At 40.0% G+C, this 14,464-nt stretch carries 16 protein-coding genes; all 16 read left to right on the top strand.

The window, feature by feature from the left end; all coding sequences use genetic code 11:
• The first annotated feature begins 1 nt into the window (after nt 1).
• The 16 genes from WA338_RS05595 (at nt 2) to WA338_RS05520 (ending at nt 14,411) form a co-directional block, all read left to right on the top strand.
• Nucleotides 2–655, top strand: a complete 654-nt coding sequence (locus tag WA338_RS05595) for a hypothetical protein (RefSeq protein WP_336092591.1) — start codon at nt 2–4, stop codon at nt 653–655.
• Nucleotides 656–693: 38 nt separating this feature from the next.
• Nucleotides 694–954 carry a hypothetical protein gene (locus WA338_RS05590; RefSeq protein WP_336092590.1) on the top strand — a complete coding sequence of 87 codons (261 nt, stop codon included), beginning with the start codon at nt 694–696 and terminating at the stop codon, nt 952–954.
• Between the two features lie 2 nt (nt 955–956).
• The gene (locus WA338_RS05585; RefSeq protein WP_336092588.1) at nt 957–1,106 is read left to right on the top strand and encodes a hypothetical protein; all 150 of its coding nucleotides are present in this window, start codon (nt 957–959) and stop codon (nt 1,104–1,106) included.
• Between the two features lie 6 nt (nt 1,107–1,112).
• Nucleotides 1,113–3,008 carry a DNA cytosine methyltransferase gene (locus tag WA338_RS05580; protein ID WP_336092586.1) on the top strand — a complete coding sequence of 632 codons (1,896 nt, stop codon included), beginning with the start codon at nt 1,113–1,115 and terminating at the stop codon, nt 3,006–3,008.
• Between the two features lie 2 nt (nt 3,009–3,010).
• Nucleotides 3,011–6,118 carry a CHC2 zinc finger domain-containing protein gene (locus WA338_RS05575; protein WP_336092582.1) on the top strand — a complete coding sequence of 1,036 codons (3,108 nt, stop codon included), beginning with the start codon at nt 3,011–3,013 and terminating at the stop codon, nt 6,116–6,118.
• Between the two features lie 11 nt (nt 6,119–6,129).
• Nucleotides 6,130–7,326 (top strand): phosphoadenosine phosphosulfate reductase domain-containing protein, encoded by a 1,197-nt coding sequence (locus WA338_RS05570; RefSeq protein ID WP_336092580.1) that lies wholly within the window; start codon nt 6,130–6,132, stop codon nt 7,324–7,326.
• A gap of 12 nt (nt 7,327–7,338) precedes the next feature.
• Nucleotides 7,339–7,611, top strand: coding sequence for a hypothetical protein (locus WA338_RS05565; RefSeq protein WP_336092578.1), 273 nt, complete (start codon nt 7,339–7,341; stop codon nt 7,609–7,611).
• A 1-nt stretch (nt 7,612) separates the two neighbouring features.
• On the top strand, nt 7,613–8,002 hold the full coding sequence (locus WA338_RS05560) for a hypothetical protein (RefSeq protein ID WP_336092575.1): 390 nt from the start codon (nt 7,613–7,615) through the stop codon (nt 8,000–8,002).
• The gene (locus tag WA338_RS05555) at nt 8,002–8,277 is read left to right on the top strand and encodes a hypothetical protein (protein WP_336092573.1); all 276 of its coding nucleotides are present in this window, start codon (nt 8,002–8,004) and stop codon (nt 8,275–8,277) included. Before WA338_RS05560 ends, WA338_RS05555 begins: the two co-directional genes overlap by 1 nt.
• The gene (locus WA338_RS05550) at nt 8,267–8,758 is read left to right on the top strand and encodes a hypothetical protein (protein WP_336092572.1); all 492 of its coding nucleotides are present in this window, start codon (nt 8,267–8,269) and stop codon (nt 8,756–8,758) included. Before WA338_RS05555 ends, WA338_RS05550 begins: the two co-directional genes overlap by 11 nt.
• A complete protein-coding gene (locus WA338_RS05545) occupies nt 8,755–9,045 on the top strand; it encodes a hypothetical protein (protein ID WP_336092569.1) in 291 nt (96 codons plus the stop codon). Before WA338_RS05550 ends, WA338_RS05545 begins: the two co-directional genes overlap by 4 nt.
• A gap of 390 nt (nt 9,046–9,435) precedes the next feature.
• A complete protein-coding gene (locus WA338_RS05540) occupies nt 9,436–9,672 on the top strand; it encodes a hypothetical protein (protein ID WP_336092567.1) in 237 nt (78 codons plus the stop codon).
• 183 nt (nt 9,673–9,855) lie between these two features.
• Nucleotides 9,856–10,095, top strand: a complete 240-nt coding sequence (locus WA338_RS05535; protein WP_336092564.1) for a hypothetical protein — start codon at nt 9,856–9,858, stop codon at nt 10,093–10,095.
• Nucleotides 10,096–10,269: 174 nt separating this feature from the next.
• A complete protein-coding gene (locus WA338_RS05530; protein WP_336092561.1) occupies nt 10,270–10,680 on the top strand; it encodes a hypothetical protein in 411 nt (136 codons plus the stop codon).
• A 726-nt stretch (nt 10,681–11,406) separates the two neighbouring features.
• On the top strand, nt 11,407–11,859 hold the full coding sequence (locus WA338_RS05525; protein ID WP_336092558.1) for a hypothetical protein: 453 nt from the start codon (nt 11,407–11,409) through the stop codon (nt 11,857–11,859).
• A complete protein-coding gene (locus WA338_RS05520) occupies nt 11,856–14,411 on the top strand; it encodes a hypothetical protein (RefSeq protein WP_336092555.1) in 2,556 nt (851 codons plus the stop codon). Before WA338_RS05525 ends, WA338_RS05520 begins: the two co-directional genes overlap by 4 nt.
• Nucleotides 14,412–14,464 lie beyond the last annotated feature (53 nt).

Raw genomic sequence — 14,464 nt, 5'->3', positions numbered from 1 at the left:
TATGAAGTTCATTCCCATTTTATACAGTACACCAATGGTTCAATCCATTCTAACTGATTTAAAGAGCCAGACAAGAAGAACTCAGGGTTTGGAAGAAATCAATAAGAATCCTGATCAGTGGGTTTTTGACAGAAGAGAAGGAGATCAGTTTATTTTTCAAAACATCAATAAAAAATCTGATCAATATTTTTTATTTCCTAAGGCAGTTGAAAAGGAAATTTTTTGGGTGCGTGAGACTTGGCAAGAGTCAGAATGTTTTGATTATCATATAAAAAATGAATTTGTATATCGTGCTAATAAGGCACACGCAGAGTTTGCAAATGAGCATAATGTAAGATGGAATCCCTCCATATTTATGCCTAAAGAAGCCTGTCGCCTATTTCTTGAAGTTACAAACGTGCGCGTCGAGCGGCTTAAAGATATTTCTAGCGAGGATGCTATCGCCGAAGGTATTTCTCATACCACCAGATATAAAGGTGTAGCTGCGGATAACTATATGAATTACCTGGCAAATAGATATGAGTTTACAGGACCTGGACTCTCCTTTTATTCTTTATGGGAGTCAATTAATGGACGCGCTTCGTTACAGTTGAATCCCTGGGTATGGGTCTACACTTTTAAACGCATCGAGAAACCTGAAACTTTCAATCAGTAACCTCTCACATCTAAAGTCTAACATCTAACATCTATAAAATGGACAACTTCTTTACCTATATCGAAAATCACTTTTGGGCCGTGCTTTTTACTGCAATGGTGCTTTTGGCCGTGGTGCTTACCCTGCGTTTTAAAATGGAAGAGCATCCCAAAAAGCATAACAGCAAACTCAGCCAGAACGCACTGGAGTACTACTACTTAAATAAAAAATGGTTGATCACATTAGGTGTCTGCATCGGTGCGATGTTAGGCATTCTATTCTCTTATGTGATGGGCATTATAACCGGTTTAATCTCATAACTATGAATGCAACAGACAACTTTTGGGACACCGGTGTTCACCCGATCACAGGCTACATCATTCCAGGTGCCTTTAATCGGAATACCAAGCAAAATGTAGAACGCCTTAACAAATTGAACAAAAACGAAAAAGCTCCTTGGGGTACAAAGTAATTGATAATGAAAGAATTTGTAATTGATTTATTCTGCGGTGCAGGTGGCACCAGTTCAGGGGTTCACCTTTCTAAAGGTGCTGCGAAGGTGATCGCTTGTGTGAATCACGATGCTAAAGCGATCGAGAGCCACCGCCTTAATCATCCAGAATGCAAACACTTTATTGAAGACATCCGCAACCCTGAGGTAGTTTGGTTTTTAAAGCTGCGCGTTGATGCACTGCGCAAACTACATCCAGATTGCATCATTACGCTTTGGGCATCTTTAGAATGTACCAATTTTAGCAAAGCTAAAGGCGGTCTGTCTCGTGATGCTGACAGTCGCACGCTTGCTGATAACTTATTTATGTATCTCGATGCACTGAAGCCTGACTATTTGATGATTGAGAATGTGCGCGAGTTTAAAGATTGGGGACCATTGAGAATTAAAGAATTGGTATCTCAATCAAAAAAGGATCAATACTGCGCTTTAAAGCCTGATCCTAAGTCAAAAAATAAGAAAGTGAAATTTACCATGGTGCCTGTAAAAGCACTTAAAGGTACTTTTTATAAACCTTGGGTAAATCAGATCAAAGCGTATGGTTATGACTTTGAGAGCAAACTACTTAATAGTGCCGACTTTGGAGCGTACACTGCCCGCACACGCTATTTTGCACAATTCGCTATTAATGGATTGCCTATTGCGTGGCCAGATGCAACTCACAGTAAAAAGCCAGAAGGTACCAAGCTGAAGAAATACAAGGCTGTAAAAGAAGTGCTTGATTTTTCGATAGAAGGCGTTTCAATATTCAATCGTAAAAAGCCTCTTGTAGAAAATACACTCAAGCGCATTTATGCGGGTCTGGTGAAGTTTGTAGCCAATGGAGAAGAGACCTTCATTAAAAAATACTATTCCGGAAGACCAATGGGTAAGGTGATTTCAACAGATGGTCCCGCCGGTACAGTAAAATGCAAAGATGGTCAGGCTTTAGTGCATTGCAATTTCATTTTGAAATACAACTCGACCAATAAATATGGTTCTCATAACCCACCATCTACTGATGAGCCTTGCCCAACGGTTGCGTGTCAAAATAGACTGGGGATAGCAACCTATGAGTTTATTACACAACACAACTCAGGAGATCCAAAAAGTAAAGTGGTTTCCGTTAATGGTCCTGCTCGTACAGTAACAGCTTCCGGTGGGAAACAGGATTTGGTTGCAGCTCAATTTCTTCAATCATATTACGGAAATGGTGCTGCACATAGCCTTGAAAATCCATGTCCTGTAATACCAACCAAAGATCGCTTCGGAAAAGTTGAGACAGTTTTTATTGATCAACAATATGGACAATCAAAACCTGCAAGCATAGAACAGCCTTTGGCAACCATCACACAAAATCCAAAGTTTGCTAAAGTGAAATACTTAATGCTCAATTATTCAAATGGTGGTTTCATTCGTCCGGTTACTGCTCCAGCGGCTACCATCGTAAATAACGACAAGCATAACCTGGTAGAGGCTGAAAGTTTTATTTACAACCCGCAATTCTCTAATCCCGGTAATTCTGTAGAAAATCCTTGTCCAGTCATTATTGCACGTCAAGATAAAAAGCCTCTTGGTTTAATTATTTGTGAAATGGGATCTGGCTTTGCTATTCCAGTTTATGATGGGGAATGTGAGACCATGGTAAAGATCAAAAAGCTGATGGCTGCTTATGGTATTACCGATGTAAAAATGAGAATGCTTCTCGTAGAAGAACTATTAAGAATACAAGGTTTTCCACCAGATTATGAACTCGTAGGAAATCAAACCGATCGTAAAAAATTCATAGGCAACAGTGTAGAAGTCAAAACGGCAACCGCCCTTTTTGATGCGCACGACAACGCCTTAGTAGAACATTTTGAAAACTTAGAAATAGCCGCCTAACTATGCCATTCATTCCCGAAGATAAAAAACAAGAGATTCTAAACCGCGCGCAGCTTGACAACACCCTCAAGGCGTATCATCCTGACGGTAAGAAAAAGGGATCTCAAATTAAATACACCTGCCCCAAATGTCATACTGAGGAGAAGCTGGAGTTCTCACCGGCAAAAAACATTGTCAAGTGTTTTAAATGCGACATTGGCGCCAGTGATCCTGTAAACTATTTGCAAAACTTTCACGGTCTTGACTTTCCACAGGCGTTGGAGTCTTTAGCGCAGATCGAGAGCATTTCTCTTGCTGAAGAGAAGCCCCGAAAAAAAGGAACTTCAAAAAAGAAAGTCGCTTCGTCAGACAAACCCAAAGCTAAGCCGGTACGTTCTAAAGAGAAGCAAGAAGCTGCGCGCCATACCTTTTGCGCAAATAAGCTCGCCGAAAGCGGACTAACCACAGAAGATATCACGGCTTCGGTAGTGATGGATGCTGAAACAAATAAGTTGGTCCCTACTTTTAGAGCTGCGACGGTTGATGAATATTGGGAGATCATTCCAGGGGATGACATTATTATCGATTACTACGATCTTGAGGGAAATCAGATGTACTACTACCGCAGGGACAAGCGCGGTAATCCTACCGGGAATAAGCGTGTGTTTCGCCGTATTAGATACCAAAACCCGGAGCTTCACAAAGATAAGAATGGCAATGCGGCTAAATACAAATCTCCGTATGGCAGTGATTCTAAGATCTACATTCCGCAGGCGATACGTAACAAGTACAAAGCGCAATCTAAGATTACCACGTTGTACATTCAGGAAGGCGAATTAAAGGCCGAAAAAGCAACCAAGCACGGCTTGATCAGTGTGGGCGTGATGGGGATTCACAACATCGCCTACAACAATAAGTTGCCGCGCGAATTTGAAATGATCATTAAGCGTTGCCAGGTTGATAATGTGGTTTTCGTTTTAGATTCTGACTGGGACCAACTCAGCAGCAAGATAGACAGCAACCATAGTGCAGATATGCGGCCAAAGAATTTCTTTACGGCCGTGCTCAACTTTCAAAAGCACTTTTACGCCTTCACCAATAATGATATTCACCTTAAGATCTATTTTGGTTATGTGCTTCCCAATCCCGAAAAAGACAAAGGGATCGATGATCTCTTAACCAATTCGCTTCGCGGAAAGGAAGACACCCTAAAAAGCTTATGCGCTAAAGCACTTACAGATCCTGAAGGAGATGCGCAGTGGCTCAAGTTTCACGACATCACCAGTTACAGCGATTACAAGCTTAAGGCCTTCTGGCATCTGGAGAATAAAGACAGCTTTGTTAAACATTATGGCGATCGGCTTAAAGATCTACCGGAATTCAAATTTGGTAAGGTAAAGTGGCGTATTGCTGAGAATGGCGAAGTAGAACTGGCACAGCCGCTACTGGATCACGAGCAGTATTGGAAGGAAGATAAAAACAGCAAAGGCACCAATGTTTCTTTTAATTATAAGCGTTGCTATACGTTTCTTCAAAACCGCGGATTCTTTCGCTATGCGGTGAAGCCTGGTAAGTACATTTGGATACACATTGAAGATAACGTAGTGACCGAGGTTGATTCCTTCCAGATTAAAGATTATGTGATCAACTTCACCAAGGAGATTTCGCGTGAAGATGTAGAGAACTTATTGTATTCCGGTGGCGATCGGTATTTGGGACCTAACTCGATGGGAAACCTTGCATACACGGGTTTAAATGTGCATCGCCCGGGTAAAGGCATTCAGTACCTTTATTTTAAAGACAGCTATTGGAAGATTTCTGCAGACGGAATTGAACCTACAAAGCTTAAAGAAATTCAGGGCCACGTATGGAAGGACAAGCTGCGCGACTTTGAACCCGAAGTGATCAAGAACGGCCTCTTTAGCGAATTGCATCAGATCACTGCAGAAGATTGTAAAGACGCTCCGGATCTTAAAAAATACATAGGTGAGTGGACGCTTGATTTTTCTGAAGAAGGAAAGAAATGTGATTTCCTGCAATTCTTACTCAACACTTCGCGCTTCAACAATAAGCCATTGCATCAGTATGAGATAGACGAAGCGATGAACACCAACCGGCATTTGCTTTCTAAGCTTACCGCCATTGGTTATATGCTGCACCGCCATCGTGATGCTTCACGTCAGGCAGCTGTGATTGGGATGGACGTAAAAATGAGTGAAGTCGGCACCTCAAACGGGCGATCGGGAAAATCATTGATCGGTATCTTTTTAGAAAATATGGTTCCCACCGTGACCATTCCCGGAAAGAAAAAGGATCTGCTTGATGATCGCTTTGTTTTTGAAGAAGTAGACGAGCGCACCGAGGTGGTATTCATTGATGATGTGCGCATCAATTTTGATTTTGAAATGCTGTTCCCATACATCACCGGGAAGTTTACGGTAGAAAAAAAGGGAATGGGTAAAATGACCTTAGCGTCAGAGCTTACCCAAAAGTTTTACATCACCACCAACCACGCCATTAGAGGCGAGGGCGGAAGTTTTAAAGACCGCCAGATCACGATAGGTTTTTCTGACTGGTATAACGACAAGCACAAGCCTACTGATGATTTTGGGAGTATGTTTTTTGACGAATGGGACAACGAGCAATACAACCTCGTGTACAACCTTGCGGCTACCTGCTTGCACCTATACTTTAAATACGGAATCATTGAAGCTCCAACCGAAGAACTCGAGAAACGCCGCGTACGTCAAGAACTTGGCGAAAGCTTCCTGGACTGGGCAAACGAGTACTTCTCAAATCCTAATAATTTGAATGACCGACTTTCTAAACACGATATGTATGAGAGTCCTAAGAATAATCCGGATCACGTGAAAACCCACGGGGAAGGCTTTAAAGACCGCGCACCACATTCTGCACGCTATACTAACATCACCAGCTTTAAAAAGAAACTCAAGCAATACTGTGACTTTAAAGGCTACCTGTTTAACCCATCTATGAATGGCGGCGATATCAAAACAGGAGGGAAGGAGTATATAGAGATCGGCGTAAATGAAGAACTCTATGCAGTGATTGAAGAGGCGTATTTCGATGCGGTGAAAATTGCTGAGAATGATCAAGATAGTATCATCTAAAAAATAATTAAATGAAAGATCAACTGAACATTTTTGGGACTGAAAAGATATCTGTTGCAGAGTCAATAGAATTGACCATTGCGAGTATGAAAGAATACGGTGCAAGGCATAAGCATTGGGCAGCTGCTTGGTCTTGGGGTAAAGACAGCACCACCGTGGTGACATTGATCACTCAGCTGATCACTACCGGACAAATACCAAAGCCTGAAACCTTCACCATTTTCGCAGCAGATACAAGAATGGAATTGCCTCCGCTTTGGATCTCCTCTCAAATCATCACAAAGCAACTTGAAGAACGTGGTGTAAAGGTTAGAGTTGTAACCGCGCCAATACACGATCGCTTTTTAGTTTACATCCTTGGGCGTGGTGTTCCGCCACCGTCTAATACTTTTAGATGGTGCACAGGTCAGATCAAAGTAGAACCAATGGAAGCTGCTTTGGCACAATTTCAGAATGAAACTGATGAAAAAATTTTAATGCTTACCGGAGTGCGTCTTGGTGAAAGTGCCATTCGTGATCAACGCATTAATGTAAGCTGTTCTAGAGATGGCGCAGAATGTGGCCAAGGTTGGTATCAAGAAGGTTTAAAAAATGACATGTGCTCAACCCTTGCTCCCATACTTCACTGGCGTGTTTGCAATGTTTGGGATTGGCTCAAGGTATTTGCACCGATGCCAAAATATGGCGGGTGGGACACTTCAATACTTGCTGATGCTTATGGAGGCGATGAAGCTGAAGAAAAGAATGCACGTACCGGTTGCGCCGGCTGTCCGCTTGCTTCAAAAGATTCAGCCCTTGATCTTATACTTAAGATCGATAAGTGGAAATATTTACAACCATTAAAGCGCCTTAAGCCGATTTATCGTGAAATGAAACTGCCTCAGCATAGATTGAGAAAGGCAGGTGGCCAACGAAGAAAAGATGGTAAACTAGCCAAGAATCAACAGCGTATGGGGCCGCTTACCATTGAAGCTAGACGTTTCTTCCTGGATAAGATTATTGAAATCCAAAACGAGATTAACGCGGAAGCTGTGCAAAACGATATGCCAAAGATCTTTTTGATCAACTCAGAAGAGGGAAAAGCCATCAAAAAAATGATTGCAGATAAAGTGTACCCAAACGGATGGGACGGCACAGAACCCAAAGCAAGCGTTCCGCTCGATAAGATGTACAGCGACGGAAGTGTAATGAAACGATTATTCTATTAAACCAATCTTCATATGGAAACCAAAACCGCACAGATCACCTTACGCAAGGCAAAGCGAAGTGACGTACTTGATAAAAGAACCAAATCCCTCAAGTTTGGGGTGCAGTACTTTACACAGAGCAAAATCAATCCCTCACAGCTGTGCGGTCCTGCAACCACCGGCGAGCATACAGATAAACAAGAGTTTAGTCACTTTTTTAGTGAAGGCTTGATTTGGGTAGCTGTAAACGCATACGAAAACCCCGCCCAGTTTATCACTGAAAACCAATTAAAAGAAGCGAGTTAGGATGAAGCATTTAAAATTGACAAAACAACCCGCCACAAACGGTTGCAAGATCTTCTTAGGAGACGAACACGTGAAAACCGTCCCAGAGCGGTATGCGCATGTGCTTAAAAAACGCCATTTGTTGAACTACACTAAGAAGCGCCTAACGCAAGAAGAACGCTTTATGCTGGAGGTAGAATTGTTTGAACTGCAGCATTTGCGCATTCCGTCTCAAAAATGGATTTACAACCTGGTAAAGCGAAGTGCTGCAAAAGGCATTCGCAAGATCCAGATGCATAATGGTAGCTCGTACTATGAATTGATCTACAAAAACGGTCAGGCGCTCAAAGCCCCGCAACATTTGTACGATCTAGGTATTAACCGCCTCCCGGCACTAAAACGCAATTACTAATGGCAAACTGTCCAAATCACTTATTATTCTTTTTGCGTCCCATTGATGCGATGAGCATAATGCAAGTGCTCACGATCTACGAGCAGGAAATTGACAAAGCCTTTAATGAAGATCAGGGAACCTTGATGGATCACACCTCAAAACAGGCTACAATTAATTATAGAAGGCAACTGGCAAAACAATTTGGGGACGAGGAGTTAAAAGATGTAAAGCAGGATCTTGCAATTATGGAGTTGATGAATCAACCGGATAAAAATAGTAATGATGAAAACTGAAGCGAAGAACATTTATTTCAAGTTTAAAAACTCTTATAGTCCAGATTCTGAAACCTGGTGGCTCTATTCAAAAATTATTAAAGAAAATGGCGATGGTGACACCTGCCAGGTGTTTCAGTTTGAAATTACTTCCCGGGATGATCATTTTAAAGCAGGGTTAAACAAAGGCATCGCAGGATTGATAGATACTAATTCCTATCAGTACTTTGAAGATTTAGGAGAACCGTGTACTCAAGAGGAGTTTGATCGTGAATTAGGAAACTTCCTAAGGCTTTTTAATAACCGGGTGCAAGGCTCAATTTTAAATAGTTCTTCAAGCGAGAATAAGAACGAATTCAAAACCCTTGTTAAAGATATGCGGCGCTGGCAACAGAATTACTTCAGAAACCGCGATAAAGAAGCGCTTAAACGCTCAAAAGAACTCGAAGCTCGCGTAGATGCAGAGCTGCACAAATTAGATAATCCGGAGTTAGGACTATGAGATTAAACTGGACCACCATCGAAGAACGAAAGCCGCAGCGCTACGACGGCTTTATATCCCCGTTTATTGTTTGTTATGTATTTGCGTGCAATCCTAAAACTCCACAGGGCGGCGTTATGGAAAATTGCAGATGGGACGTTGAAAAAGAATGCTGGCATCAGCCAGACATCAACGCAAATTTCTTTTTGCAACCGCCATATGTCATCACCCATTTTGTAGATGATATAGAAAAACCGGTGTATTTATTTGATTTAAAATCAGAACTCCGCACTGTGAATGTCCTGTAGACCTGGAAACCTTTGATCAGGAAATGGCCGACAACAAATGCAATAAATGTTTCCTACCAATTTGGAATAAATAACCAAGAACGCCTTAAGCTAACGGCAAGGTTGTAAGTGCTGTAAGGCGTTTTTCTCGCCTTACGATAAGCACGATGAAATACGCCTTATGGTATTTACAATTTGTTATATGTCTGTAGGGTTGAGATAAGAAAAAAAGTATAAATCCTGTTCGAACAAACCAAAGGGTGAGACTGATTAATTTATATTAAACTTTCTCTAAAGAGTAGAATCGACCTGCGCAACAGGATTTATTTTAAATAAGCAGTAGCCACGGTCAAGGCGTATTCTAACCTTGCCGTTATACTGCAATTAAAGCAATATTTTAGAATTTTAATTATGGTGAAAATAGAATCTGACAATACTAAATGCCCTAATTGTGGTAAACCTGTATATGCTGATATTTTCGAGGTTGAAACTAACACTAATATACCGACTGAAGCTGGTTTCCATACCGTTTGTAATGATAACTTCCCATTTGAAGAAACTTGTCATTTAGATTATTCAACTGCGATTGAACTTGACAAAAAGGTTTACCAATGGTTAGCGATGAACACACGTAAAATCCCTTTGTAATAATTAAAAGGCTGATTGCGGGGCTCGATGCCCTATTGCAGTATAACGTCCAAATATAAAAACAGTAGCGCAAGAATCCGTTAGGATTCTGAATCGTAGAATTAACCAAACAATTAATAGCATAAAAGTTAGACACCGACACGGGCTATTGATTTTATATAGCGTTATGGTGCGTTAATTATTATGAAAGTAAAAGACTTAATTAAAAAACTGAAAGAATTACCAGAAAACGCTGACGTATGCCTGTACGATTACAGACAGAATTTACACTATGCAAATGGCGATGAAGAAGACCCAGACAACGGAATTGGAATACACGACAAATTTAGGGTTGATTATATTACCGAAAATGTAAATAAGCCATTTGCAGGGTTAATAATCAAGAACCAAGACTATGATGATGTTGGAAATACTATAACTTAATGCACCCTAACGGTAAAGATATGAAGCGTAGGTATATCGCTAATATTTTCCGATTAAAAACCAAAAAAATAAGATACAAAAACAACGAATATTAACTAAAAATGTATGCTTTATATCGTTAGTTAGCTGCTGTAAAAAGGCGTGGCTGCGATAGCAGACAGAAAAATTATAATTATGGAAAATAATTTAAAAAATAAAGCAAAGTTTTTCTCTCAATATTGGGATCAAAAAGTTTTAACAGGAATACCTGTTGACAAGCCCTCTACCTTTCGAAGGTTAAATCATCAAAACATTCAAAAAGGCATAATGTATTCTTTTTTAGAACTAAGAAGCCTTTCAAATATAAACAACGAGGATATAAAAGAATTGGCAATTATATTGTGCGTTGACTGGGAAGAATCTAAAGAATTCACTAGATTGTTAAGTGCAGGATATAAACGGATTTATGATCTTTTAGGTGACCCAATATCTTATGGTGAATTTGTATTTGCTATAGACTACCTACGCTCAAAAGGATATGCATTACTATACAACGGGTTGAGCGTTGAAGATCAAATCGAATACAGATGGATTAAAATTAAATAAAAGCAATGCGCTATATCATTGGATATGGCGTGTTGCTGCTAAATTAGCAACCGAAGGGCGCAGTTTCTAAAGAGCGTTGCTTGCGTAGTGATTGTAAATTTAAAATTACTAGAGCAAGAGTGGTTCCGCCTTTTTATTGCTGCTAACTATCGTATATCAATCCGTTTTAATGATTGATATACTACGTTAGCGTATCGATTACGCTCACATATCCTCGTACAGCTCTGCGGGGATTTTTTATATAACAGTATATCAAAAATCTGAGAACGTTCAACCTGAGCGTTCCTGTGCAGTCCTTTTTACGCACCTTTTACTGCAATACTTCCAATTATTTTAGAGTATCAGAGAAAACGAGCCCGGCACGGACGTTTTACCTTTTTTGATACTCTTTTTTTCTCATTTTCCCCCGCACCCCCAATAACCCCAAATAAAGACAAATGGTGCATTCGTGTAAAAACCGCATATAGTATATCTTTTACTTTTAAAAAACGTAGTGTATAAAGTATTAGAAAACTGTGCTTTTGTGCAAAATGCTGTAAACCCTTATAAATGCTCGTTTTTTGCCAGCACGATTTGCGCACGATTTGCGCACGATTGCACGATTGTATTTTTAAACCACAACTTTTCTTCTTTTCCCAGATGCTAACGAGCGCATAAAAACCTCTTTATCGCTTCGCCCGCGCCGCTGTCCACATAGGGAGGTAGCGGCTTGAGTATGTTTGTTTTGTGCTTACAGAAAGAAACAACGAACTCATTCACCACGCGCGCCGCGTGTATCTAAAACCGTTAGGATCCATCACCGGAACCTGGCAAAAGATCTATGCCACACCCTCAAGCATACGCTGGACCACCAGAGCACGCCGTGATGCTGCCGGAAACCGTGTAGAAACCACACTAAGACTCGATTACCCCGGTATGGGCCAAGAGCAATTTGCCGCGCTGGATGCATTGGTGTGCGATCGTTATGCGCTTCACGTTGAGAGCGATCACCGCGAATTATTTGAATTAGCTTCAAGCGAACTTCCCGCAGCTGCTGAATATAATTTTCAAGACTTTGGTACTCAGATCACCTTTAGCGTTGTGGCGATCAACGCGCCCAAATACCTGGTTAATCTTTCTCAAGCAATAGAAGCCGTAAACCCACAAACCTATCCTATTACTTTAGCAACAACGACATGAGCGAATTCCCTTTAAATATTGACCCAAAAGAAGATCTCCCCGAAAAACTAGATCAGGTTAAAAATTTAGATCCTAAATATTGGACCTCTGCCGCCGAAGCCAATAAAATGGTGCGCGCACTGGAGGAGTTGAATGAGGTGAAGGCAACTAAGAATGAGCTCTCAGCAATCGCCACCGGCGAAGGAGGACCATTATATCCTAATGTAGTGTCGAGTAATTTAGCCGGTATTAAGGTTGACAATACACCAACCTATGCGGCACCAACAGCAGATCTTAAATATTACCCACAAACTGCGGAAACCTATCGCTTTGATGACGGTGCCGGTGGTACGGTTGATATTGTGGTAAGCAGTGCAGATCTTGATGGAAACACCGTAGTGATCTTCAAAGTTGGCAATGTGTATACCAAGCAGGTAAAGCCAGATACCATTCCTGAAGATGTGATTAGAAGTGCAGACACCACCGGAGACATCGACGATCAGCAAGGCGATAAAGTTGCAAAGGCTGACAGTGTTTTCAAATTTGTTAAAGATGAAAAAGAAAACTTAATAAGAGATGAAAAGTTTTTGACATTCCCAAGTGCAACAGGTGATGATGGGTGGCGCGACTTAGTTTCTGGAAATACTTATACCATTTCAAATGGTGTTATTTCTCTTACAAGCGTTGGAGCAGATCAGAACTTATCATATAAATGTTTACTAAACCTACCTAAAATAACAGACACTATATTAATTTCAGGTAGTTTTTCAATTCCATCTGGTTACTCAGCACCTTTTAATCCTAGTTTTTCATTGATTATCGGAACAAACTTAGGAACAACAAGTTTAGAAGGAATTAGCACAGGAACATCAGTTGAAGGTGTTTATAGTGTTACAAAATCTTATGATTTAAAGTCTTTACTTCCTGTAGGTGTTACAAATATTACTTATGTTAGAATGGATGTAAGATTATATAGAGTGAATGTATCTTTTTCTAATCCTTATGTAATATTAAAAAAAGATACAGAATATTTATCTCCGAAAATTCAAGAGGAAATTGCAAAAACCTACACACTAGAAGCTCAAACAAAAGTCAATGATTTAACTTACGAAAAGCTATTTGAAAATTTTGCAATTCAAGACGGAGTAAATTATTTATCTGGTCTTGCTAGTAACTCGAATATGACTAAAGTTGTCACTGGCAGTGATGTTAATTATTCAAAAACACAAGAATCAGGATCTGCAACCTTTTATTTTAATTACCAATCACCGGTTAATCTGATTGCTAACCATAAGTATTACGTAGTTTTTGAAGTACTTGTAAATATAGATTCTAGAGCGGTTGATAATAACTTTACACCTAGATTAACCCCAAAATTTGACAATCCTACAACCATAGGAAGTGCTGTTCTTCGTTCAAGTATTCAAGTAGGTAATAGAGGCTTTGTAAAATTTGAAATGACAACTAATGCAAGTATTACAGAGGCATCAAATAAGTTATTCTTTGAGACAGCAGGATCAGCATACACAACAGGGATGCAGTTTGATGCTGATTTTTATAATGTATTTATAGCAGATTTAGGTAATATAGGTTCTGAAAACGAAGTTTCTTATGCGCAAATGGATGAGTATTTTACTAAGTATGGCTTTGTTCCAGAAGTTAACGCAATTACAACACCTGTTGCAGATGTAAGCAGCGGAGGCGGCGGTTCTTCATCCTTGGCAGATATTGAAATATGGAGCGATTCACTAGGTTTAAGTTGGAATACTACTTTAGCTACTTTATTAGGGCGAAATGTATTTCAAAATAAGTTTGGTGGTAAAAAATCTTATTACATAAGAGATCAATTCCTTTCTGGCCTAACTCCTGAACGTACACAAGTCTTTCTTTTAGGTCGAAATAATTATAGTGAGCAAAGCTATGTATTAGACGACCTTAAAGCTATGGTTTCCGCATTAGGACATCAACGTTTTGTAATATTAACAGTTGTAAATGGTGGTATATTCAACTACGAAATTACAGGCAACGTTGGTTACGGCTATATCACATCTATAAATGAAGCAATTAAAAAGGCTTTTCCTAATAACTATATTGATATTCGGGAAGGCTTAATCGAGCGTTACGACTTTCAAAACGTCAAACTTACCTCTTCATTTACACAACCTGCAATAGATGCTAACGTTCAGATTACAGTAAACGATACTACTTATTTTGCAACAGAAAATTCATCTGATGCGTCAGCATTACCTACAAGAACAGGTCAGATGCGTATAATTCACGCACGAGAAGATTTAAACGACGGGTATGAAATTGTAAGTATTGACAGCGAAACGCAAATTACAATACAACTTAAAGAGAACAATAGTGGGATAGCACCTGGGGCAACAGTTCAGAATATCATAGATGATGGTAGTGTGAAATATTTGAAGCTCATACAAGAATTGGATTTTTACACAAAATCGGTTGATACCGTAATGAGTAGTTTACGATATGATAATGTTCATTGGACGCAAGCAGGGCAAGATGTTGTAGCGAATTTGGTTGCGGAATTTATAAAAACAGCAGGAATATGATCTGTTTAACTTTCATCTTAACCTTAATTATAGGCGCACCCGACCGCAACACT

The sequence above is a fragment of the Leeuwenhoekiella sp. CH_XMU1409-2 genome, assembly GCF_037029365.1.
GTDB classification, from domain to species: domain Bacteria; phylum Bacteroidota; class Bacteroidia; order Flavobacteriales; family Flavobacteriaceae; genus Leeuwenhoekiella; species Leeuwenhoekiella blandensis.
Note: the sequence above shows the minus strand (reverse complement) of the source record. Positions and strands in the feature narration are given on the sequence as shown.

What these genes read in the sequence shown, in the direction of transcription:
- WA338_RS05595 (WP_336092591.1), top strand. Translation starts at nt 2, where the DNA reads ATGAAGTTCATTCCCATTTTATACAGTACACCAATGGTTCAATCCATT.
- WA338_RS05590 (WP_336092590.1), top strand. Translation starts at nt 694, where the DNA reads ATGGACAACTTCTTTACCTATATCGAAAATCACTTTTGGGCCGTGCTT.
- WA338_RS05585 (WP_336092588.1), top strand. Translation starts at nt 957, where the DNA reads ATGAATGCAACAGACAACTTTTGGGACACCGGTGTTCACCCGATCACA.
- WA338_RS05580 (WP_336092586.1), top strand. Translation starts at nt 1,113, where the DNA reads ATGAAAGAATTTGTAATTGATTTATTCTGCGGTGCAGGTGGCACCAGT.
- WA338_RS05575 (WP_336092582.1), top strand. Translation starts at nt 3,011, where the DNA reads ATGCCATTCATTCCCGAAGATAAAAAACAAGAGATTCTAAACCGCGCG.
- WA338_RS05570 (WP_336092580.1), top strand. Translation starts at nt 6,130, where the DNA reads ATGAAAGATCAACTGAACATTTTTGGGACTGAAAAGATATCTGTTGCA.
- WA338_RS05565 (WP_336092578.1), top strand. Translation starts at nt 7,339, where the DNA reads ATGGAAACCAAAACCGCACAGATCACCTTACGCAAGGCAAAGCGAAGT.
- WA338_RS05560 (WP_336092575.1), top strand. Translation starts at nt 7,613, where the DNA reads ATGAAGCATTTAAAATTGACAAAACAACCCGCCACAAACGGTTGCAAG.
- WA338_RS05555 (WP_336092573.1), top strand. Translation starts at nt 8,002, where the DNA reads ATGGCAAACTGTCCAAATCACTTATTATTCTTTTTGCGTCCCATTGAT.
- WA338_RS05550 (WP_336092572.1), top strand. Translation starts at nt 8,267, where the DNA reads ATGAAAACTGAAGCGAAGAACATTTATTTCAAGTTTAAAAACTCTTAT.
- WA338_RS05545 (WP_336092569.1), top strand. Translation starts at nt 8,755, where the DNA reads ATGAGATTAAACTGGACCACCATCGAAGAACGAAAGCCGCAGCGCTAC.
- WA338_RS05540 (WP_336092567.1), top strand. Translation starts at nt 9,436, where the DNA reads ATGGTGAAAATAGAATCTGACAATACTAAATGCCCTAATTGTGGTAAA.
- WA338_RS05535 (WP_336092564.1), top strand. Translation starts at nt 9,856, where the DNA reads ATGAAAGTAAAAGACTTAATTAAAAAACTGAAAGAATTACCAGAAAAC.
- WA338_RS05530 (WP_336092561.1), top strand. Translation starts at nt 10,270, where the DNA reads ATGGAAAATAATTTAAAAAATAAAGCAAAGTTTTTCTCTCAATATTGG.
- WA338_RS05520 (WP_336092555.1), top strand. Translation starts at nt 11,856, where the DNA reads ATGAGCGAATTCCCTTTAAATATTGACCCAAAAGAAGATCTCCCCGAA.